Origin of the sequence: Donghicola tyrosinivorans, assembly GCF_003003355.1 — a bacterium.
Lineage (GTDB): Bacteria > Pseudomonadota > Alphaproteobacteria > Rhodobacterales > Rhodobacteraceae > Donghicola > Donghicola tyrosinivorans.
The window spans coordinates 42,271-62,196 of the sequence record NZ_PVTQ01000005.1 but is presented as its reverse complement, the minus strand read 5'-3'; the positions used below and the strand labels follow the sequence as shown (position 1 = coordinate 62,196).

Genomic DNA, 19,926 nt, shown 5'->3' with positions numbered 1-19,926 from the left:
GAGGTGTGTTGGTTTTCCTTGTGTTATCCGGCTGTTGCCTTGCGGTCAAATACCCGTCGCCACAGACGGCCATCCAGGATCATCAGACCTATGGCCAGCAGCGCGAAACCTGCATAAGCGCGGGGTTGCAACTGCTCTCCAAGGACCACAGCGCCAAGGACGATCGCGACGGGGGCGACCAGCAAGGTCACCAGCAGCACGTTGCCGCTGCCCGCCATTTTCAGAACGCGGTAGTAGAACGCATAGGCGACGCCCGTGGCGATCAGGCTAAGGTAGGCGATGCCGCCCCAGACATGGGCAGTCTGCGGGGCCATATAGCCTTCGGTCAGACCCACGACGGGCAACATGATCAGAAAAGCGCCGGTCAGCATACCGGCGGCGGCGACCTCTGGGTTCAACTCGGACAGGTTGATGCGGCCGAAGGGGCCAGCAAAGGCATAGCTGATGGTTGCGCCAATGACTGCGATCTGTCCCAATGAGGTCAAGTCGAAATGGGTCAGGGACGACAAGCCAATCGCCGTGGCCACACCCATAAAGCCAAAGCCCACCCCCACCAACTTGCGCACGCTCAGCCGTTCATCCGCAAAGATCAGCGCTGCCGTCAGGGTGCCGAACACTGCCGTCGCCGCGTTCAGGATCGAGGTTAGACCGCTGGCGATATGCAGCTGCCCCCAGGACAGCAGCGAGAAGGGAATCACGTTGTTCAAAAGGCCCATGCCCAGAAACGCCAGCCAGACCCCAGCCGAAGTCGGGACGCTGCGCCCGCGCATCAAGGCCCACGTCCAAAGTAGAGCCGCGCCGATACCGGTGCGGTACATGACGACGTTCAGCGGCCCGAGTTCTTCAAGCGCGATATGCGTGGACAGGAACGAGCCGCCCCAGATCGAGGCAAGCAGGAACAGTTCGGCCCAAGCGCGGGTGGACATGGTTTTCTGATCTATCATGGGAACGTCTGTCTCATGTTTCGGACGCACAGGCGATCCGGAAATTGCCCAAAAGAAAACACCCCGCCGAACAGGCGGGGTGCGTATTTGCGGGATTCGGATCCGAGGATCAGAAAGCGTAGGAAATGCGGATGCCTGCGCCCATTGCGGTGTTGCCGCTGAAGTCCGCACGCGCGGTGTCTGCGGTAGCCGCTTTCGCGTCACCCAGCTTCAGGTAGGTCACACCGCCAGCCAGTTCCAGACCGCCGTCAAACTTATACGCGCCACCGATCGAGATGCCGGTGTAGCCGTTGGTCGGCGCCAGCGGCGATTTCAGATCATCGCTCGAGCTACGCTCATGTGCGATGCTGGCCTGCGCCGAGAAGTTCGGCGTAAAGCGACGGCCAACACCCAGACGGTAGGTCGTGGTGTCATCTAGATCCACCAGACCGCTTTTCTTCACGTTATCTTTGAAGAAATCAGGGGCGATCTTGAAGGCCGAATGCTCGACCCAACGGATCGAACCGAAGACCAGAGTGTCTTTCGCCACGCCCGATTGGAACTCAAGGTTCCATGACTGCGGGGTTTTGACCTTGGTCGTGCCAGTGGTGGTGTTGTTGATCGTCGCGGTGATCGGAGTCAGACCGCTGAGGCCGACGATGGCAGTGACGGGCAGGACTTCGGTGGTGTCCATCTCGTGCTCGATCGCCGAGTTGTAGGTTACAGCCACGCGAAGTGCGATGTCCTTACGCTCATATGCGCCGCCGACGACAAAACCGGTTGCAGTGCTTTCACCCAGTTCGACCGAATAGCCGCTGGCGCCCGAGCGCGCACGACTGTCCAGCAAGGAAATGCCCGAGCGGTTGACAACGGTCGGACCACCGTAAGCGATGCCGTCCAGCGTGATGTCACCGCTTGCAGTCTGACGGCGGATACCACCAAAGCCGCTGAAGTGATCGTCGAACTGGTATTTCAGCAAGAAGGTTTGCGCCTTCGTTTCCGCCGAAGCCGACGTGCCGCCAAGTTCCGTGGTCAGGCTTGCGCCGTCATATTCGATGTCCGCGCCGAACGGGCTGTCCAGGACAAGACCGAACGACAGTCGGTCGGTCAGATCGATTTTTGCGCTGATGCCGGTTTGGTTGTAGCTCTGTGCAACCTTGTCATAGTCGGTGCCTGCGGCAACGCCGCCTGCCGCAATGCCCAGACCTTCGCCGCTAACGGTCGGCGTGACCTGACCATGGCTAAGCTCGACATAGTTGCCGTCTTTATACAGCACCAATGCCGATTGCGTGGTCCGCTCGATACCGCCTGCATAGACTGCGCTGCTTGCGACAGCTGCCAAAGCAGTGCCAAGTAGTAGCTTATTCATTATGATCCTCATCCCTGTTGAGTTTCTCCCCCTGAGCCTTTGAGCGTAAGTTGTGATTTGCCTTTCGGTCAATTCTAACCAAGCGTCAGCGGGATACTTCTGAAGGTTATTCATCCAATCGTTTTAACGGCTTGCTCTTCGGATATTGTTATAGTTGGCCAAAAATATCACGGCTGCACCGATGAATACGAATGGATCCAGAGCCTCAGAATAGAGTAACGCGCCTGTTATCGCAATCAGCGGTAGGCGCAAAAAGTCAATCGGCATTACAATTGCAGCGGGTGCCAGCGACAGGGCGGTTGTCAGGCAGAAGTGGGCCAGAAGGCCAGCACCGGCAATCAGAACGATATACGGAATTGCGCCTGAGGTAGGGATTGCGATTTCTCCGTCAATTCCGGCGCAGATCAGGCCAAAGACGGTTTGCATCACAGTCAGCCAGAACAGAATGCTGGTGATGTTTTCCGTTCGGGTCAAAAGGCGGGTGAATACTGCTGATCCGGCGAATCCGACTGCGCACAGGGCCGCGGTGATTTGGGGAATGCCGAATTCCTGTAATCCCGGACGGGTCACAATCAAAATGCCGACAAATCCCATTAGCCCCGATAGCACGCGGGCTTTCGTCAGCGCTTCGCCCAAGATCAGAGCCGAAAGTAGCATCGCCCAGAGGGGGGCCGAGAACTCTAAGGCGAAGACCTGCGCCAAAGGGGCCACGGTCACTGCATAGAACCATAGGTTCTGGCCGGTGAAATGGCTGATGTTGCGGATCAGGTGCAGGCCCATCTTTTGGCGGCGGATGTCCCCCAGATGCCCCGTAGCCGAGGCAATGGTCAGGACAATCACGACACCGATCATACTGCGGTAAAGCATGATCTCGAACGTATCCAGCTCAAGCCCGATGATCCGTCCCGCCAGCGCCATTGACGTGAAAGACAAAATGGCGCCGCTCATCCAGAGCGCGCCGCGTATAACTGGTGACATGTCCCCTCCCAAGCGGTGGAAATTTCCGCTTCGCTTGGGGTGCATCATGGAGCGTGAACGGGTCTTGTCCAGCCTCTAATGCAGGAAATAGCTGCCCAGAACGTGGGGATAGCCGAAAAGGTCTGCAACCTTCCAAAGAACCGCGCGGGCCAGATTGAACCACAGGGCCAAGGCTTCGCGGACGGTGGCACGGGCGCTGCGTTGCCAGCCTTCGGCGTGGAAGGCGTGGGGTTTGCACATGCCCTCGGGCTGCATGTCTGCCCAGTAAAAGCTAAGCCAGCTGCGCCAGAGGTGATAGCCCTCGGTCACGATGATCAGGGATTTGCCGTCCAGATCACCCTTGGAGAACAGTGCATTCTCTAGCGTCGAGCGTGAAAGACCTTCGGTGGTGATGGTGCTGGCGGGTACTCCACTGGCGATGGCACGGTCCTTCATGACCTCGGCGGTTGGCACAAAGGGGATGGGGCGATTGACGCCGCCGGTCATATGCATCGCCGGAGCGATCCCCGACTGGAACAGGGCAACACCCGCGTCAACGCGGGATGCGGTGTCCGCCATCAATGCGCCATTCTCCATGCCGCCGCCGCCCAAGACGACGATCACGTCATAACGGGTCTGGCTTCCGATCAGGTCACGACACAGGGGCGACAGCAACGCCGATCCCAGCGCGAACAGGGTTCCGGCCAATGCGGCATAGGCCAAACAGGAAAAGAAAAGTCGAAGGGTACGAAACACGTGAAAATAGGGGCCGAATGCAAAATTGCTCTGGGATTAACCTCTCATTGGTAAAAACAACATAAAATTTGTGACATACCTAAGGATTTTTCGCGCAGACTGTCAGAACGGCCCAAACGGTATGAATAGAGATGCCGAAAACAAAACAGCGGCCCCGATGGAGCCGCCGTTTGTAAGTTTGATTATTCCCACTCGATGGTGCCCGGAGGCTTCGAGGTGATGTCGTAGGTGCAACGGTTGATGCCCTTGACCTCGTTGATGATCCGCGTGGCGGTCTCACCAAGGAATTCGTGGGTGAAGGGGTAGTAATCCGCAGTCATCCCGTCGACCGAAGTCACCGCACGCAGGGCGCAGGCATAATCGTAGGTCCGGCCATCGCCCATCACACCAACGGTGCGGACGGGCAGGATCGCCACAAAGGCTTGCCAGATTTCATCGTAAAGGCCGTGCTTGCGAATCTGGTCGATGTAAACCGCATCTGCCTTGCGCAGGATCTCCAGCTTTTCGCGGGTGATCTCGCCGGGGCAGCGGATCGCAAGACCCGGTCCGGGGAAGGGGTGACGACCGATAAAGCTGGCGGGCAGACCCAGTTCGCGGCCAAGGGCGCGGACTTCGTCTTTGAACAGCTCCCGCAGGGGCTCGACCAGTTTCAGGCCCATCTTTTCCGGCAGACCGCCCACGTTGTGGTGCGACTTGATGGTGACCGAGGGACCGCCCGAGAACGAAACCGATTCGATCACGTCCGGATACAGGGTGCCCTGCGCCAAGAACTCGGCGCCTTCGATGGTGTCGGCGTGCTTCTGGAACACGTCGATGAACAGCTTGCCGATGGTCTTGCGCTTGACCTCGGGGTCGGACACGCCTTCCAGTGCGCCGATGAACAGGTCGGATTCAGCGGCGTGGATCAGCTTGATGTTGTAGTTGTCGCGGAACATCGCGACGACTTCTTCCGCCTCGTTCAGACGCAGCAGGCCGTGGTCCACGAACACACAGGTCAGCTGTTCGCCAATCGCTTCGTGCAGCAGGATCGCGGTGACAGAGCTGTCAACGCCGCCCGACAGACCGCAGATAACCTGCTTGTCGCCGACCTGAGCGCGGATTTTCTGGATCATCTCTTCGCGGTAGGCGCCCATGGTCCAGTCGCCGGTAAAGCCCGCCAGTTCGATGAAGTTCTTGTAGAGGGCAGCACCATTCGGGGTGTGGTGCACCTCGGGGTGGAACTGCACGGCGTAGAAGCGACGCGACAGGTCTGCGGTGATCGCAAAAGGCGCACCGGGCGAGGTTCCGTAAACCTCAAAGCCGGGGGCGATTTCTGCCACGTGGTCACCGTGGGACATCCACACCTGTTCGCGGCCTTCGGTGAACCAGCCGTTCAGGAAGTCGCTCTTGACGGCGGTGGGTTCCACATAGGCACGACCGAATTCGGCGGTGTGGCTTTCACCGGCCTCGATGCGGCCGCCCAGATCATGGGTCATGACCTGCTGGCCATAGCAGATACCCAGGATCGGCACGCCAAGATCGTAGACCGATTTCGGAGGACGCGGCGAGCCTTCGCGGGTTACCGAGTCAGGGCCGCCAGAGAAGATAACGGCCTTTGGGGCGAACTCTGCCAGAAAGGCGTCGGTGACGTTCTGGTAGGGATGGATTTCGCAATAGACGTTCAACTCGCGCAAGCGACGCGCGATCAGCTGCGTGACCTGAGAGCCGAAGTCGATGATGAGGAGGCGTTCATGCTGTGTCATGGGCACCCATTAGGCTTATGCAGCATTTTAGGCAAGGGGCAGGGACACCGCCATCGGGCGCAAAGAACAGTGTCAATGTCGCTTTCTCGACGGAAAGGACGCAAACCCGCGCTGATCACTGCACAATGAAGGGTAATAGACTGGGGACGACGCGCGCATTGCGCGCTGGAACTGGAGGTTTTGACATGGCCGAAGCAACAACCCGCCGTCGCGGTGGTGGTGGTGCCGCCCGTCGCGCAGAGCGCACCGCGGTGCGGATCGAATGCGCGAAATTCATCGAGCGCAACATTCCCACGTTCGATATCCTGAACGAAGAGGCGCTTGAGATCATCGAGTATAACGCCGAAACCGTTCTGGAAGAGATTGGCGTGAATTTCCCCTCGAACCCCGGTGCGCTGGCGCTGTGGCGCGAGGCAGGGGCCGATGTTCAGGGCGAACGTGTCCGCATTCCCCGTGGTCTGGCCCGCCAGCTGTGCAAAACCGCGCCGTCGCGCATCACCCAGCACGCCCGTAACCCCGAGCGGAACGTGGAAATCGGTGGCAACTCTCTGGTTTGTGCGCCGGTATACGGCCCGCCGTTTGTGCGTGATACGCAAGGTGGCCGCCGCTATGCGACCATGGAAGATTTCCAGAACTTCGTGAAACTGGGCTACATGTCCAAGTGGCTGCACCACTCGGGCGGCACTGTCTGCGAACCCACGGACGTTCCGGTGAACAAGCGTCACCTCGATATGCTGCTGGCCCACATGACCCTGTCGGACAAGCCCTTCATGGGGTCGGTCACTGAACCCAGCCGTGCGCAGGATTCGGTCGACATGTGCGGCATCCTCTTCGGCAAGGATTTCGTTCAGGAAAACACGGTGATGACCTCGCTGGTCAACATCAACTCGCCCCTGACATTCGACGATGTGATGATGGGTGCGCTTGAGGTCTATGCGGCCAACAATCAGGCCTGCATCATTTCGCCGTTTATCGTTGGTGGCGCGATGGCGCCCGTGTCGGTGGCAGGCACCCTGACGCAGGTTCTGGCCGAGGTTCTGGCCGGTATCGCGTACAGCCAGCTGATCCGTAAAGGCGCACCGGTGATCTTCGGGACCTTTGTGACCTCGATCGACATGAACTCGGGTGCGCCGACCTTTGGTACCCCCGAAGCCAGCCATATTCTCTACGGGGCCGGCCAGTTGGCCCGCCGGATGAACCTGCCTTATCGCTCGGGTGGTGGTCTGTGCGGATCAAAGCTGCCTGACGCTCAGGCGGCCTATGAATCGGCAAACACGCTGAACGCGGCGCTGATGGGCGGTGTGAACTTCATGCTGCACTCGTGCGGCTGGCTGGAAGGCGGTCTGGTGTCCTCATACGAGAAATTCGTGATGGACGCAGACCAGCTTGGCGTTCTGCACCGTCTGGCAGCGGGTGTGTCTGCGGATGAAAATGCGCAGGCGATGGAGGCGATCCGTCAGGTTGGCCCCGGTGGCCACTATCTGGGCTGCGATCACACGCAGGCGAACTTCAAGGATGCTTTCTGGCGGACCCAATTGCTGGACTACAAGCCGTTCGAGACTTGGGACGAAGAGGGCGCCCGCGATACGCAGGCGCTGGCCTCGGCCCGTGTTGCTAAGATGCTGGCTGAATATCAGCAGCCCGCCATGGACCCCGCCATCGCCGAGGCGCTGCGGGCATATGTGGCTGAGAAAAAGGCTTCAATGCCGGACGCATTCACCTGATTTTGCAGGGAATTCTCCACTAAGGCGGGGCGGCATAGGGTTGCCGCCTCGGCCCGAATGGCAATCAGGCATTCTACATGACGGGCGGCGCGATAATGAGCGGCGCCCGTTTTTCTTTGGGCATTAAGATCCTGTTCCAGATTTAGCAACAATTCTAAAATTTCGGCAGTATCTTCACCACCTTCCAGCACAACTAGGCGGCGTAGGATACGGTCACGGCGATACATGGGCGCACCGGCCTTTGCCGCATCGCACAGCAGCTTCGAACGCTTCAGGTTGCGAATTTTCTTCATAAGATCAGACATCTCTGGGTCTCCGCTGAATGGACTGCCAGACCATCACACCACAATGGACGGGGTGTTGCGTCAGCGTGCGATGCACCGTGCGGTGGGTTTCACAACTGTTCAGATTTTGGAAACAAATCTTGGTTGTACCGGCTGAAATTAACTCTCCGGTAACGCAAGAAACGTTAACTCGACCTGATCGTGGGAGAACGGCCTTTGGCGCGGATCCCTGCCAAGAAAGGAGAGCCCATGGCTACCATCCAGCGTTCAGGTCCTAGTGTCGAGCGGTTGCCCCGCTGGGTGCCTCAAGGGGCGCGGCGATATCTGGCCCATACGGAAGAGGGTCTGTCGATCCGTGAACTGGCGCGGGACGCGGGCTGTCATGCCTCGACCGTGTTGCGTCAGGTCCAAAAGATCGAAACACGCCGCGACGATCCTTTGGTGGATGAGGCCCTTTCCCAGCTTGGACAAACCTTGGCGCGACAGTCAGACCAAGACCAGAAGGATCGCTTTCACATGTCTTACGATGCCGAGATTTCTATTGTGCAGCCCGATAGCGAAACCCTGCGCCGCGAAGGTAAACGCATTCTGCTGCGTCTTTCCGAACCGGGTGCGGTGATGGCCGTGGCCGAGGGGATGGAAAAGGCCGTTGTCGTGCGCGACATGCCCACGGGCAGCACCCGCACCGATATCACTGACCGCGGGGTCGCGCGGGCCTTGGCGCTGAAGGAATGGGTGGCCTGTACCGATCCGGGCCGCATTTCGCGCTATCGGATCACGACCGCAGGTCGCGCTGCCCTGAAGATGATGCTGGCCGAGGATGAGAACCGCGCCAGCGGATTTGCCGAAGGCCCCGTCGGTTTCGATCGCACCGGAGCTGCGCCCATAGCAAGCGCCCCGCAAGACAGCCAGATCCGCTACACATCCTATGAGACGCCCTTGGCGGCCTTGGCCCGTCGCAAGGACAAAAGCGGTCAGCCGTTTGTTTCAGACGATCTTGTGCGGGCGGGCGAGCGTCTGCGCGAGGATTTCGAACTGTCCCAGATGGCCCGCGATACCAGCACGGATTGGCAGGCTCTGGTACTTGGACGTGGCGCAGGGCCCTATACTCCGGGCAGTGAGCAGGGCTATAGCCCCTCTGCCGCGCGGGCGCGGGTCAGCGGTGCCCTGCGCGATCTGGGTCCCGGTCTTGGTGACGTGGCCCTGCGCTGCTGCTGTTTTCTGGAAGGGCTTGAGCAAGCGGAAAAGAAAATGGGCTGGTCGGCCCGTTCCGGCAAAATCGTTCTGCGCATCGCGCTGCAACGCCTCAAGCAATACTATCACCGCTATGAAGGGGCAGGTGGCCCGCTAATTGGCTAAGGCCCTTTAGGCCCCAACCAAAAAGCCCACCCCATAGGCCACCGCCGCACAGGTGGCGCCTACCAGCACTGTCTCTCCGACCGAGCGGACCAGCCGCTCGGAGGTGGCGTGCCAACGCAGCAGCCCCAGCGCGATAAGCGCCCCGAAGGTCGAGATCAGCGACAGAACAAATGTCTGGAAGTCCGGCGGCAGAAAGAAATACGGCCCGATCGGAATCGCACCGAAGATCACAAAGCTGAAAAAGGTAAACAGGCCGCTGACAACGGGGTTTTCGTTGTCAGGGTCTTGTAGGCCGAATTCATAGGTCATCATCAGATCGGCCATCAGTTCGGGATGGCGCGCAATCAGTTCGGTCGCGGTATCAGCCTCGCCGGGAGGCATGCCCCGTTGGCGCAGGATTTCAAACAGTTCCATCCGTTCTTGTTCTGGGTCACGGGCGATTTCTGCCAACTCGCTCTGCCGGCGCGACCGATATAGGTCGTGCTGGGACCGCAAGGACAAAAACTCGCCCAACCCCATGCTGACCGCATCGGCGAAAAGGTTCGCCAAGCCAAAGACCAGAACCGCCATGCCGCCGATCTGCGCAACCCCGTCCGCAGCCGCACCGGCAAAGCCCGCGACGATAGCAAAGGTGGTCACGATCCCGTCGTTGCCGCCAAAAACGATTTGCTTCAGGAATTCCTGCATTCGGCCCAAGGAATGTGCCTCCCGTCGGTGCGACTCCCAGTCCATCGGCTGTCTCCAGTACTGCGCTTCTTCGGCTATCGCCCGTCCGCGCCGTTGATGCAAGAACGCGGTTGGGGCAGGCCAATGGTTGCGGATTGCGGTCTACATTTACGCCACAGCAAAGACGATAAGGGTATCTTGCGGTATCACCCCTAGGTGATAAATTATTCTTATGAAAATCACCCTGCGCCAACTTCAGTACTTTATCGCTCTGGCCGAGACCCGCCACTTTGGCCGCGCCGCAGGGCAGATGAACGTCAGTCAACCGGCCTTGTCCGTCCAGATCAAAGAGCTTGAGGCCCATCTGGGCGGCCCCTTGGTCGAGCGCGGTGCGCGAGAGATCACCCTGACCCCTTTCGGGCGCCAAGCCCTTGAACAAGCGAAAGAGATCACTGGCCGCGTGATCCGGCTAGAGCAATCCGCCCGCTGGCGCGAAGGTCTGGCGGGGCATCTGGTGATTGGCATGATCCCGACCATTGCGCCTTACCTTCTGCCCGGTGCCTTGGCCGAACTTCGCGCCCGCGACATCCACTTAGATGTGCAAGTGCAAGAGGCGAAAACACACCGGCTTTTGCATGCGCTGGACACCGGAAAGCTGGACGCTGCTGTCATTGCCTTGCCCTCGGACACCACTGGTCTGATCGAACGACCCCTCTTCGATGATCACTTCATTCTTGCGGGATCATCTAAACGCCTCAATGCCTTACAGGCCAAAGCCCAAGCACTTTGCCCCACGGAACTGGACCCCGATCAATTGCTGCTTTTGGAAGATGGTCACTGCCTGACCGATCAAGCGCTTGAGGTCTGTGGCCGCTCGACCCATCAGATCAACATGGGTGCATCGTCCCTTGCCACACTGTCGCGCATGGTTGGGGCAGGCTTCGGCCTGACGCTGCTTCCGGAAATCGCGGCTTTGACGGAACGCAAAGCCTCCCCTGAAATGGCCCTGAGCCGCTTCAAAACGCCTGAACCTTACCGGACAATCGGTCTTGTCCGGCGCGCTGCCTCTAGCGAAGAAGGCTGGTTCGATGAGCTTGCCGAAATCCTGATCAGCGTGGGTGTCGATCTGGTAGATGAAGCCCGCGCCGTGATCTGAGACCGCATGAGGCTTCCTTATTGCCCAAATACTCAAACGCCCTGCGCTCGGGGAATCCGAGCGCAGGGCGCTAATTCATCAAAAGCTGGAAAACAGCTTATTCAGCTGCAACCGGTTTGGCCGCGTTTTCCAGATAGGCCAGCAGGGTCTCGGGCGAGCTTTCGCCATAGGGGTCTTCGCCGTGGTTGTCGCAACGACCGGGCTCTTCGAACCATGCTTCGACCACACCGTTGTTCACGATGGCCGCATAGCGCCACGAGCGCATGCCAAAGCCAAGGTTGTCTTTCGCAACCAGCATGCCGATCTTGCGGGTGAATTCGCCCGAGCCATCGGGGATCACTTTGACGTTCTTGATCTCCTGCATCTGCGCCCATTTGTTCATGACAAAGCTGTCGTTGACGGACATGCAGTAGATCTCGTCGATGCCCAGTTCCTGGAACTTGGCAAAGTTGTCTTCAAAGCCGGGCAGCTGGTAGGTCGAGCAGGTGGGCGTGAACGCGCCAGGCAGCGAGAACAGAACAACGCGCTTGCCCTTGAAGTAATCGGCAGTGGTCATGTCCTGCCAACGAAAGGGGTTCGGGCCGCCAACGGCCTCGTCACGAACGCGGGTGCGGAAGGTCACTTCGGGAAGGGCAATACCGGGTTTCATGGGGCTCTCCGTGATATCGGTCAAATATAATTCTGCGACGCAACATTGCGTCTGCGGCATAAGTAGAACCATTCCAAATTGGCCGCAAGGCGATGGCCGCAGAACAGCGGAAATCACCGGCGATCAAGCTGCACGTTCCCGTGAAATGCTGGGGAAATCAGCACCTTCTGGCTAAGGGTTTCCCCTGCGGAATAGCGGCAATGCGCCCCGTGCAAACCGCGCCGAAGCGGGTGGTACTTTGGCGCAACAAGCTGTATTGTCCAGCCAGCCAAGAGCCAGCCGTCATTCGCGTGGAGGACATCGTGCGAGACCTGAAGATCCCTGAACAGCGTCATCCGGAAAAGGCCCATCGCCCTGACAATGCGCAGCCGCGCAAGCCGGAATGGATCCGTGTGAAAGCGCCCACCAGCGACGGCTACAAGGAAACGCACAAGATCATGCGGGATCACGGGCTGGTCACGGTCTGCGAAGAGGCGGGCTGTCCCAACGTGGGCGAATGCTGGTCGCAGGGCCACGCGACCATGATGATCATGGGAGATATCTGTACCCGCGGCTGTTCGTTCTGCAACATTGCCACCGGTCGCCCCGATGCGCTGGACGTGTTTGAACCGGGCCGCGTCGCCGATGCGGTCCAGAAACTGGGTCTGAAGCATGTGGTGATCACCTCTGTTGACCGCGATGACCTGAAAGATGGCGGGGCCGAGCATTTTGCCCAGACCATCCGCGCCGTCCGTCACCGCAGCCCCGAAACCACCATCGAGATCCTGACGCCTGACTTCCTGAAGTGTGACGACTCGGTGCTGGAAATCGTTGTGAAGGCCAAGCCGGACGTGTTCAACCACAACCTCGAAACCGTGCCCGGTCTTTATCCGACCGTGCGTCCCGGTGCGCGGTACTTCCACTCTCTGCGTCTTCTCCAGCGCGTGAAAGAGATCGACCCGACCATTTTCACCAAATCTGGCATCATGGTCGGTCTTGGTGAAACCAATGAACAGGTCCGTCAGGTAATGGACGATATGCGTGCGGCTGATATCGATTTCCTGACCATCGGCCAGTACCTGCAGCCGACCCCCAAACACCACCGCGTTGATCGTTTCGTCACGCCGGAGGAATTCGCAGCCTATGACAAGGCCGCGTGGGGCAAGGGGTTCTTGATGGTCTCGGCCACACCGCTGACCCGTTCCAGCTATCACGCAGGCGACGATTTTGCCCGTCTGCGGGACAACCGCCTGAAGAAACTGGCCGAAGCAGGCGCATAAGCGCCGCGGGCCCGACATCTGATGCGAAATTCAAAGCGCGCCTCATCACGGGCGCGCTTTTTGTTCGGTTCTAGTTCGGCAGGGCCAGCAGATATGCCGCGATGGCCTCTCGGTCGCTGGCGGACAGTTGCGCCATATTCTCGACCACATGGGCCATATGACCGCCTGCGCTGTCGTAGTCGGGGGTGAAGCCGCTTTCCAGATAATAGGCGATGTCGCCCATGCTCCAGCCCAACGTGGCTGGGGTGATGTCTGGCACTTTGCCGCGTCCTGATGGATCGGGGGCGCCGCTTAGCCACGCATCGTGTTGCAAGCCGCCAAGGGTGTTGCGGGGCGTATGGCATTCACCGCAATGGGCCTGCGCTTCAACCAGATAGCGGCCACGCTCTAGCTGGGGCGTGTCGGCGGGCATAACCCAATCTTTTGGGGTGAACAGCAGCTTCCATCCGCCCAAAGCGGTGCGGATGTTGAAGGGAAAGCCGACCTCATGGGGCTGGCTTGGCGTCTGGTCTGCGGGCAGGGTCTGCATATAGGCCCACAGGTCCACCACATCCTGATCGGTCATCTTCTGATAGGCCGCATAGGGGAAGGCGGGGAAATAGTGCTGGCCCTCGGGCGATGTGCCTTTTGTCACCGCCGAGGCAAACTGATCCAACGTCCACCCGCCAATGCCTGCCTCTGGATCGCTAGAGATATTCGGGACCACAAACGTTCCGAAGGGCGAAGCCAGTCGCTGCCCGCCAGACAAGATCAGCGGGGTCTTGCTGCCCTCGGCCATGTGGCAAGAGGCGCAGCCCGACGCGGTAAACACCTGCGCCCCATGGGCCGGATCAGGCGTCAGGGCGGCAAATGTGTCAGTGTCTACGGTTTGCGGGCGGGTGATATACAGTCCCGCCGCGCCGACAATCGCCAGCGCGGTAAGGCCTTTTAGTGCAAGTGATTTCACGCGGAACCTCAGGGCGTGCGGTAAGTTTCATGGCAGGATTTGCAAGCGCCCCCCAAGGGGCCCATGGCCGCGCCAATTGCCTCGGCGCTGGTGCCAGCGGCAGCTTGCATGCCTTTCGCGGCCTCTCCCAGTGCGGCCCATTTGGCGGCGAAATCGTCAGTGTTTTCCCAGATGACGGGCAGGGCGCGGGTGCCCTCAACGCTCATGTCATCGGTGCCTTCTACGAACAGCGTCGGCTGATGCACCATCGACACGCCTACAATGCTGTCTGCGGCGGCCTGAGCGCCAGCGGCGTCATAGGTCAGCTCTCCCTTAGCCATGCCGCCCAGAACCCCAAGGTTCAGCGCCAGAATACGGAACTGTCCCTGACGGGCTTTGATATTGGCGGACATGTCCTGTGCCAACACAGGCGTGGCAAGTGCCGCGACCAGCCCAAAGGCGGCGGCAGTGGCTGCAATCTGTTTCATAATGGTCACTCCCTTTCCAATAGGGAAACGGTAACACATCCGCCTCGCAATCCTTGGTGCGAATACACGATGGCTGTTCAAAGCTTTGTTATTGCAGTTTGGGCATCGCCCCACGAGAGACATTGTTCGGCGTCAGCGCATCGGGCCAGCCAAAGAAATGCTCGAACGCGAAAAGCGCAAGGCAGGCCAGCACCACACCCAGCACCAGCAGCACCCGCGATAGTGGCGGCGGATTGCGCGACCACTGGGACATCTTCAAAAGCCAGCGCGGGTTCATTCGGTGAACCGGACCTTGCCGATATAGGGCAAATTGCGGTTGTGCTGCGCATAGTCGATCCCGTAGCCCACCACGAATTCATCAGGAATTTCAAAGCCGATCCAGTCCGCCTTAAAGTCCACCTCGCGGCGCGAGGGTTTGTCCAGCAGGGCAATGGTCTTTAGCTTGGCTGGATGGCGGGCCAGCAGATATTCGGTGGTGCGTGACAGGGTGTGGCCGGTGTCCACGATATCCTCGACCACCAGCACATCGCGCCCTTCGATCTGGCCGCGCAGGTCTTTCAGAATACGCACCTCGCGCGAGCTTTCCATCGCGTCGCCGTATGAGCTGACCTCAAGGAAATCCACTTCGACCGGCAGGTCCAATTCGCGCACCAGATCGGCGATGAAGATAAAGCTGCCGCGCAAAAGCCCGATCACCACCAGCTTTTCGGTGCCCTCATATTCGGCTTCGATCAGCTTGGCCAATTCCTCGATCCGGGCGGCGATGGCCTTGGCCGAGATCATTTCATCGATGACATATAGCCGCGACATGGGTTTTCTCCCCTTGAAATTCTGCGCGCATACTACGAAATGCAGGCCCACTGTCACGAATAAAACCGGTTACTGATGCCCAAGCACTCTGAGACCCGATTTATGCCCTATACCGCCCAACAGATGTACGATCTGGTGGCAGATGTGGGTGCTTATCCAAAATTCCTGCCGTGGTGTGCGGCAGCCCGCATTCGCAGTGTGACACCCGAAGGGGATGCACAGGTGATGGCGGCGGATCTGGTGATCAGTTTCAAAGTGTTTCGCGAACGATTTGGCAGCCGCGTGACCCTATGGCCCGCAGATCGCAAGATTGACACCGAATATCTGGACGGACCCTTCCGCTACATGAAGTCCAACTGGGCTTTCGCGGATGTTGAGGGCGGCTGCGAAGTGGCGTTCTTTGTGGATTTCGAATTCAAGAACGCGGTGCTGCAAAAGATCATCGGTGTTGTCTTCAACGAGGCGATGCAGCGGATCGTGCGCGCCTTTGAAAAGCGCGCACATGATCTTTACGGCGCGGACAGCAGCAGCGCCAAAGCGTGATCGCGGGCGGCGGCGCGGACATTTGCGCGCCCCAATGCGCCGAATTCCACAGTTTCGACTTTGAGAAATCCCTGAGAGGTCGCGAGGCCAAAGCAGACGCGTCCTTCGGGTTTGTATTCGGACCCGCCGGGCCCTGCGATGCCGGTGATGCTGACAGCCACATCGGCCCCCGAATGACGCAGTGCCCCTTGGGCCATTTCCTGCGCGACCTCTTCCGAAACCGCTCCGTGCGCTTCCAGCATTTGGGGACGCACGCCAAGCATCTCTTCCTTGGCGCGGTTGGTGTAGGTGACAAAGCCCCTTTCGACCACGGCGCTAGAGCCGGGGATATCGGTCAGCGCGGCGCTGACCATCCCGCCCGTGCAGCTTTCTGCGGTGGCGATCATGCGCCCCTCATATTTGAACCGCTCTAGGATCTTTTCTGAAAGAGACAGGTCATCGGTCATACGCCGAACACTCCGTGCGAGATGCCTGCGCCGATCATCACGCAGATCGCTGCCATGACACCAGCGAAAACATCATCCAGCATGACGCCAAGAGCGTCTCCCCGCCGATCGGCCCAACCTACAGGGCCGGGTTTCCAGATGTCGAAAAGGCGAAAGCCCGCAAAGGCCACGACCCAACCGGGCCACAGGGCCAGCACGTCCGCGCCCGCATGGGTGGCGCCGATGAACACAGGGGCCAGTGCGATCCACTGGCCAGCCACTTCGTCGATGACGATTTCACCGGGGTCATGATCGTCCATTCCGCGGGTGGCGTCTGCCGTGGCCCACCAGCCGATAAAGAAGACAGCGATCAGGGCGATGTAGAAACCGTTCAAGCCGGTAAGGTGAAACACCAGCCAGCCAGCGGGCAGGGCCGCTAGCGATCCGAAGGTGCCGGGCGCTTTGGGCGCAAGGCCCGCGCCAAAGAAGGTCGCGATCAGGCGGCTGAAGGTCATGGCTTCACCAGCGTTGCAGTGGCAATGGCCGCAATCCCTTCTTCGCGTCCTGTAAAGCCCAGACGTTCACTGGTGGTTGCCTTGACCGAGATCCGGTCCATCGCCATTCCGGTGATCTGCGCAAGCGCATCCATCATGGCGGTGGCATGGGGGCCGACCTTGGGACGTTCGCAGATCAGGGTGCAGTCGATGTTGCTGATCTCGAAGCCTTTTTCGCGGGCCAGCAGGACCGCGTGCTTTAGGAAAATCTCGCTGGCGGCACCCTTCCATTGCGGGTCTGACGGGGGGAAGTGGCGGCCGATGTCCCCTTCGGCCAATGCACCATAGATAGCGTCGGTGATGGCGTGCATCCCCACATCCGCATCCGAGTGTCCCTTCAGCGCCTTGTCATGGGGCACTTTCACGCCGCACAGCACCACGTGATCACCTTCTTCAAAGGCATGCACGTCAAAGCCGTTTCCCAGTCTGATATCCATTCAACTCTCCAGCAGTCGCGCCGCGCGGTCAAAGTCCGCGGGCAGCGTGATCTTGAAATTATCTTCCGACCCTTGGGTCATGCGCACCTGCATTCCGGCAGTGCGGGCGATTTCCACGTCATCGGCAGCATCGCCTTGATGGGCGCGGTGGGCGGCCAGCAGCGGGGAAAAGTGGAACCCCTGCGGCGTCTGCGCCCGAAACAGGCCTTCGCGGGATCGGGTGCCAGCAACCATACCGTCTTCGCCAACCCAAAGGGCATCGACAACGGGCAGGGCGGGCGCGGCCCCTTCGGTGGTCTCTAGTGCCTCTAGCACGCCGTCGATGACCGCTGCGCTCAGGCCCGGACGGGCTACATCATGGATCAGCACGCGGGTCACGCCGGCATCGGCCAGTGATTCCAACCCGTTGAGAACCGAGTCGCGCCGCGTCTCGCCGCCCGCAACCCAGTCTACCCCCAGCGCCTGCGCCATATCCGCATCGTCTGGGTGGATCACCATGACGATGTGGCTGATGTCAGGGTGCGCGCGGAAGGTCGCCAGGCTGTAGGACGCCACCGTCCGGCCATGAATCATGCGCCATTGCTTGGGCAAATCCCCTCCGGCGCGGCGTCCGCGACCTGCGGCGACGATGACGGCAGCAGTGCTCATAAGTCCCTCTTTTTTACGCCTTGCTTGTTTAGGCGGTGCTGCGGCCACTGGCAATCAGTTGCAGAGTTGTGATTAAAAAACAGGCAGAGACGCTTTTTAGGGCAAAATTCGGCGGGCAAAAGTTGAATGCTTTGGGGGGCGTGGCTAACACCTAAGTACATGCACAAGGATTAAGCAGTTGGCCATTCACTTGGCAGATATCTCGATCACACCTCCGGTCCTACTGGCCCCTCTGGCAGGGATCACCGATTTGCCCTTCCGCAAGTTGGTCTCTGGCTTTGGCGCGGGGCTGGTCGTCAGCGAAATGGTCGCCAGCCAGGAAATGGTGCAGGCGAAACCCGGCGTGCGTGAAAAGGCCGAGCTTGGGCTGGGGGCAGATCGCACCTCGGTCCAACTGGCGGGACGTGAGGCCTATTGGATGGCCGAAGCCGCCAAGCGGGTGGCTGCCGATGGTGCCCGCGTGATCGACATCAACATGGGTTGCCCCGCCAAGAAGGTGACCAGCGGCTATTCGGGGTCCGCCCTGATGAAGGATCTGGACCACGCCTTGACGCTGATTGAGGCGGTCGTTGGCGCGGTGGATGTGCCGGTGACGCTGAAGTGCCGCCTTGGCTGGGACGATGATTGCTTGAACGCGCCGGAACTCGCGCGGCGGGCAGAGGCTGCGGGCGTGCGGATGATGACCATCCACGGACGCACCCGCTGCCAGTTTTACAAGGGCAGCGCCGATTGGGCGGCGATTGCTCAGGTGAAAGAGGCGGTCACGATCCCCGTGATCGCAAACGGAGACATTGTGGACGCCGAAACCGCCCGCACCGCCTTGGCCCGATCAGGGGCCGATGGGGTGATGATCGGACGGGGCGCACAAGGCCGCCCGTGGATTTTGGCGCAAGTTGCGTCAGAGCTGTTCGGCACCCCTGCGCCGCGCATCCCCACAGGGGCGGCGCTCGTGGATATGGTCGCCGGTCATTACAGTGACATGCTTTCTTTTTACGGAACAGAATTGGGCCTGAAAGTGGCCCGCAAACATTTGGGATGGTACATGGACGCCGCCAATACAAACGCCACAGTCCGGCGCGCAATTTTGACCGCGCGCACGCCGCAAGAGGTTCTGGAACGTCTGGACGAGGCCCTTCTGGCCCCCGAAGCGGAGCTTGGCGATGCTGGATAACCTATGGAATTCACTGCCGGTTCCAGCGTTGGTCGTAGATGAGGAAAACCGCATCTGCGACATGAACCCCGCCGCCGAAGGTTTCCTGAACTATTCGACCCGCTCGATGATGGGCTATCCGGTCTTTGACGTTCTGGCCGTGGATGCTCCGATCGAAGAGGCCTTCGGGCGGGCGCGTGAGGGCAACTCGGTCCTCATTGTGAATGATGTGGATGTGGGGACGGGAAACCGCCCGCCGCTGCAATGCACGCTGCAGATCGCGCCTTTGCTTGGCGCACCGGGCAAGATGCTGTTCCTGATGTCCACCCGCGAATTTGCGGGCCGGATCACTCAAGGGCAGACCGTCAAATCCGCTGCCAAATCCGCCATCGGCATGGCGCAGATGTTGGCCCATGAGATCAAGAACCCGCTGGCGGGGATTTCCGGTGCGGCGCAGCTCTTGTCCATGAACCTGCACGGCGAAGACCTTGAACTGACCGATCTGATCGTGGCCGAGACGCGCCGCATCGCGGCCCTACTGGATCAGGTCGAACAGTTCGGCAACCAGCGCCCGCCCGCGCTGGCCGCCGTGAACCTGCACGATATTCTGGACCGCGCCCGCCGCTCGGCCATGTTGGGCTTTGGCGCGCATATGAATTTCGTCGAGGATTACGATCCCTCACTGCCCGAGGCTTGGGGCGATGCGGACCAGTTGCTTCAGGTGATCCTGAACCTTCTGAAGAACGCGTCCGAGGCTTGCGGTAACCGTGGCGGCACCATCCGCCTGCATACTTTCTATGAATATTCGCTGCGCCTACGTCGCAAGGATGGCAACGGCAAGGCGCTGCCCCTTCAGATCGAGATTATCGATGACGGCCCCGGCCTGCCGCCCGAGATTGCAGGGGATGTGTTCGATCCCTTCGTGTCGGGCCGCGAAAACGGCACCGGTCTTGGTCTCGCGCTGGTTAGCAAAATCATTTCAGAACATGACGGCTGGATCTCGGTGGACTCGGTCCCCGGACGCACCGTCTTCCGTATTTCATTGCCTCAGGTCCCGCGCTCGGTACGCGCAGACCGTAAGGCACAGGCAGAGCAGTAAGGA

23 protein-coding genes are annotated in these 19,926 nt (G+C 59.8%); 7 read left to right on the top strand and 16 right to left on the bottom strand.

The annotated features are described in order from the left end of the window. Positions 1–23: 23 nt before the first annotated feature. The 5 genes from CLV74_RS09020 to guaA all read right to left on the bottom strand — a co-directional run bounded on the left by CLV74_RS09020 (position 24) and on the right by guaA (position 5,747). Positions 24–944 carry a DMT family transporter gene (locus tag CLV74_RS09020; protein WP_106263909.1) on the bottom strand — a complete coding sequence of 307 codons (921 nt, stop codon included), beginning with the start codon at positions 942–944 and terminating at the stop codon, positions 24–26. Positions 945–1,053: 109 nt separating this feature from the next. Beyond that, entirely contained in the window at positions 1,054–2,292 is a 1,239-nt protein-coding gene (locus CLV74_RS09015) for an OmpP1/FadL family transporter (RefSeq protein ID WP_106263908.1), read from the bottom strand. A 123-nt stretch (positions 2,293–2,415) separates the two neighbouring features. Then, positions 2,416–3,270, bottom strand: a complete 855-nt coding sequence (locus tag CLV74_RS09010; RefSeq protein ID WP_106263907.1) for a DMT family transporter — start codon at positions 3,268–3,270, stop codon at positions 2,416–2,418. 75 nt (positions 3,271–3,345) lie between these two features. After that, positions 3,346–4,005 (bottom strand): YdcF family protein, encoded by a 660-nt coding sequence (locus CLV74_RS09005; protein ID WP_106263906.1) that lies wholly within the window; start codon positions 4,003–4,005, stop codon positions 3,346–3,348. 182 nt (positions 4,006–4,187) lie between these two features. Then, positions 4,188–5,747 (bottom strand): glutamine-hydrolyzing GMP synthase, encoded by a 1,560-nt coding sequence (guaA, locus tag CLV74_RS09000; protein ID WP_106263905.1) that lies wholly within the window; start codon positions 5,745–5,747, stop codon positions 4,188–4,190. Between the two features lie 185 nt (positions 5,748–5,932). Between guaA and CLV74_RS08995 the strand changes: the two genes are divergently transcribed. Then, a complete protein-coding gene (locus tag CLV74_RS08995; RefSeq protein WP_106263904.1) occupies positions 5,933–7,471 on the top strand; it encodes a trimethylamine methyltransferase family protein in 1,539 nt (512 codons plus the stop codon). Here CLV74_RS08995 and CLV74_RS08990 read toward each other — a convergent pair. Beyond that, positions 7,381–7,776 carry a DUF6477 family protein gene (locus CLV74_RS08990; RefSeq protein ID WP_106263903.1) on the bottom strand — a complete coding sequence of 132 codons (396 nt, stop codon included), beginning with the start codon at positions 7,774–7,776 and terminating at the stop codon, positions 7,381–7,383. The genes CLV74_RS08995 and CLV74_RS08990 overlap by 91 nt on opposite strands. 228 nt (positions 7,777–8,004) lie before the next feature. Here CLV74_RS08990 and CLV74_RS08985 point away from each other — a divergent pair, with 228 nt between their 5' ends. Further along, a complete protein-coding gene (locus CLV74_RS08985; RefSeq protein WP_106263902.1) occupies positions 8,005–9,114 on the top strand; it encodes a DUF6456 domain-containing protein in 1,110 nt (369 codons plus the stop codon). Positions 9,115–9,120: 6 nt separating this feature from the next. Here the strand turns inward: CLV74_RS08985 and CLV74_RS08980 are convergent, their stop codons facing one another. Continuing rightward, positions 9,121–9,801, bottom strand: a complete 681-nt coding sequence (locus CLV74_RS08980; protein WP_245888507.1) for a VIT1/CCC1 transporter family protein — start codon at positions 9,799–9,801, stop codon at positions 9,121–9,123. 211 nt (positions 9,802–10,012) lie between these two features. On the opposite strand from CLV74_RS08980, the gene CLV74_RS08975 reads away from it, so the two are divergent. Continuing rightward, positions 10,013–10,936, top strand: coding sequence for a LysR substrate-binding domain-containing protein (locus tag CLV74_RS08975; RefSeq protein WP_106263900.1), 924 nt, complete (start codon positions 10,013–10,015; stop codon positions 10,934–10,936). A gap of 97 nt (positions 10,937–11,033) precedes the next feature. Here the strand turns inward: CLV74_RS08975 and CLV74_RS08970 are convergent, their stop codons facing one another. Continuing rightward, positions 11,034–11,585 carry a peroxiredoxin gene (locus tag CLV74_RS08970; protein ID WP_106263899.1) on the bottom strand — a complete coding sequence of 184 codons (552 nt, stop codon included), beginning with the start codon at positions 11,583–11,585 and terminating at the stop codon, positions 11,034–11,036. A 302-nt stretch (positions 11,586–11,887) separates the two neighbouring features. Here CLV74_RS08970 and lipA point away from each other — a divergent pair, with 302 nt between their 5' ends. Further along, positions 11,888–12,844 carry a lipoyl synthase gene (gene lipA / locus CLV74_RS08965; RefSeq protein ID WP_106264221.1) on the top strand — a complete coding sequence of 319 codons (957 nt, stop codon included), beginning with the start codon at positions 11,888–11,890 and terminating at the stop codon, positions 12,842–12,844. A gap of 70 nt (positions 12,845–12,914) precedes the next feature. Here lipA and CLV74_RS08960 read toward each other — a convergent pair whose 3' ends face one another. From CLV74_RS08960 to hpt, 4 genes are all read right to left on the bottom strand, one after another. Then, positions 12,915–13,790, bottom strand: coding sequence for a cytochrome c (locus tag CLV74_RS08960; RefSeq protein WP_106263898.1), 876 nt, complete (start codon positions 13,788–13,790; stop codon positions 12,915–12,917). 8 nt (positions 13,791–13,798) lie between these two features. Next, positions 13,799–14,257 carry a c-type cytochrome gene (locus CLV74_RS08955; protein ID WP_106263897.1) on the bottom strand — a complete coding sequence of 153 codons (459 nt, stop codon included), beginning with the start codon at positions 14,255–14,257 and terminating at the stop codon, positions 13,799–13,801. Between the two features lie 88 nt (positions 14,258–14,345). Continuing rightward, the gene (locus CLV74_RS08950) at positions 14,346–14,534 is read right to left on the bottom strand and encodes a hypothetical protein (protein WP_106263896.1); all 189 of its coding nucleotides are present in this window, start codon (positions 14,532–14,534) and stop codon (positions 14,346–14,348) included. Further along, complete coding sequence (gene hpt, locus CLV74_RS08945) at positions 14,531–15,067, bottom strand: hypoxanthine phosphoribosyltransferase (RefSeq protein ID WP_106263895.1); 537 nt, start codon at positions 15,065–15,067, stop codon at positions 14,531–14,533. The genes CLV74_RS08950 and hpt overlap by 4 nt, the downstream gene beginning before the upstream one ends. Positions 15,068–15,142: 75 nt before the next feature. Here hpt and CLV74_RS08940 point away from each other — a divergent pair, with 75 nt between their 5' ends. After that, positions 15,143–15,610: a type II toxin-antitoxin system RatA family toxin gene (locus CLV74_RS08940; RefSeq protein ID WP_106263894.1), complete on the top strand. Its 468-nt coding sequence runs from the start codon at positions 15,143–15,145 to the stop codon at positions 15,608–15,610. Here CLV74_RS08940 and CLV74_RS08935 read toward each other — a convergent pair. The 4 genes from CLV74_RS08935 to ispD are packed head-to-tail and all read right to left on the bottom strand — an operon-like array spanning position 15,577 to position 17,674. Further along, positions 15,577–16,056: a CinA family protein gene (locus CLV74_RS08935; RefSeq protein ID WP_106263893.1), complete on the bottom strand. Its 480-nt coding sequence runs from the start codon at positions 16,054–16,056 to the stop codon at positions 15,577–15,579. The genes CLV74_RS08940 and CLV74_RS08935 overlap by 34 nt on opposite strands. Next, positions 16,053–16,550, bottom strand: coding sequence for a phosphatidylglycerophosphatase A family protein (locus tag CLV74_RS08930; protein ID WP_106263892.1), 498 nt, complete (start codon positions 16,548–16,550; stop codon positions 16,053–16,055). The genes CLV74_RS08935 and CLV74_RS08930 overlap by 4 nt, the downstream gene beginning before the upstream one ends. Continuing rightward, positions 16,547–17,026 (bottom strand): 2-C-methyl-D-erythritol 2,4-cyclodiphosphate synthase, encoded by a 480-nt coding sequence (gene ispF / locus CLV74_RS23435; RefSeq protein WP_170108011.1) that lies wholly within the window; start codon positions 17,024–17,026, stop codon positions 16,547–16,549. The genes CLV74_RS08930 and ispF overlap by 4 nt, the downstream gene beginning before the upstream one ends. After that, complete coding sequence (ispD, locus tag CLV74_RS23430; RefSeq protein WP_170108010.1) at positions 17,027–17,674, bottom strand: 2-C-methyl-D-erythritol 4-phosphate cytidylyltransferase; 648 nt, start codon at positions 17,672–17,674, stop codon at positions 17,027–17,029. A gap of 178 nt (positions 17,675–17,852) precedes the next feature. Here ispD and dusB point away from each other — a divergent pair, with 178 nt between their 5' ends. Both dusB and CLV74_RS08915 read left to right on the top strand, forming a co-directional pair. Continuing rightward, a complete protein-coding gene (dusB, locus tag CLV74_RS08920; RefSeq protein ID WP_245888497.1) occupies positions 17,853–18,845 on the top strand; it encodes a tRNA dihydrouridine synthase DusB in 993 nt (330 codons plus the stop codon). After that, the gene (locus CLV74_RS08915; protein WP_106263891.1) at positions 18,835–19,923 is read left to right on the top strand and encodes a two-component system sensor histidine kinase NtrB; all 1,089 of its coding nucleotides are present in this window, start codon (positions 18,835–18,837) and stop codon (positions 19,921–19,923) included. Before dusB ends, CLV74_RS08915 begins: the two co-directional genes overlap by 11 nt. Positions 19,924–19,926: the final 3 nt, after the last annotated feature.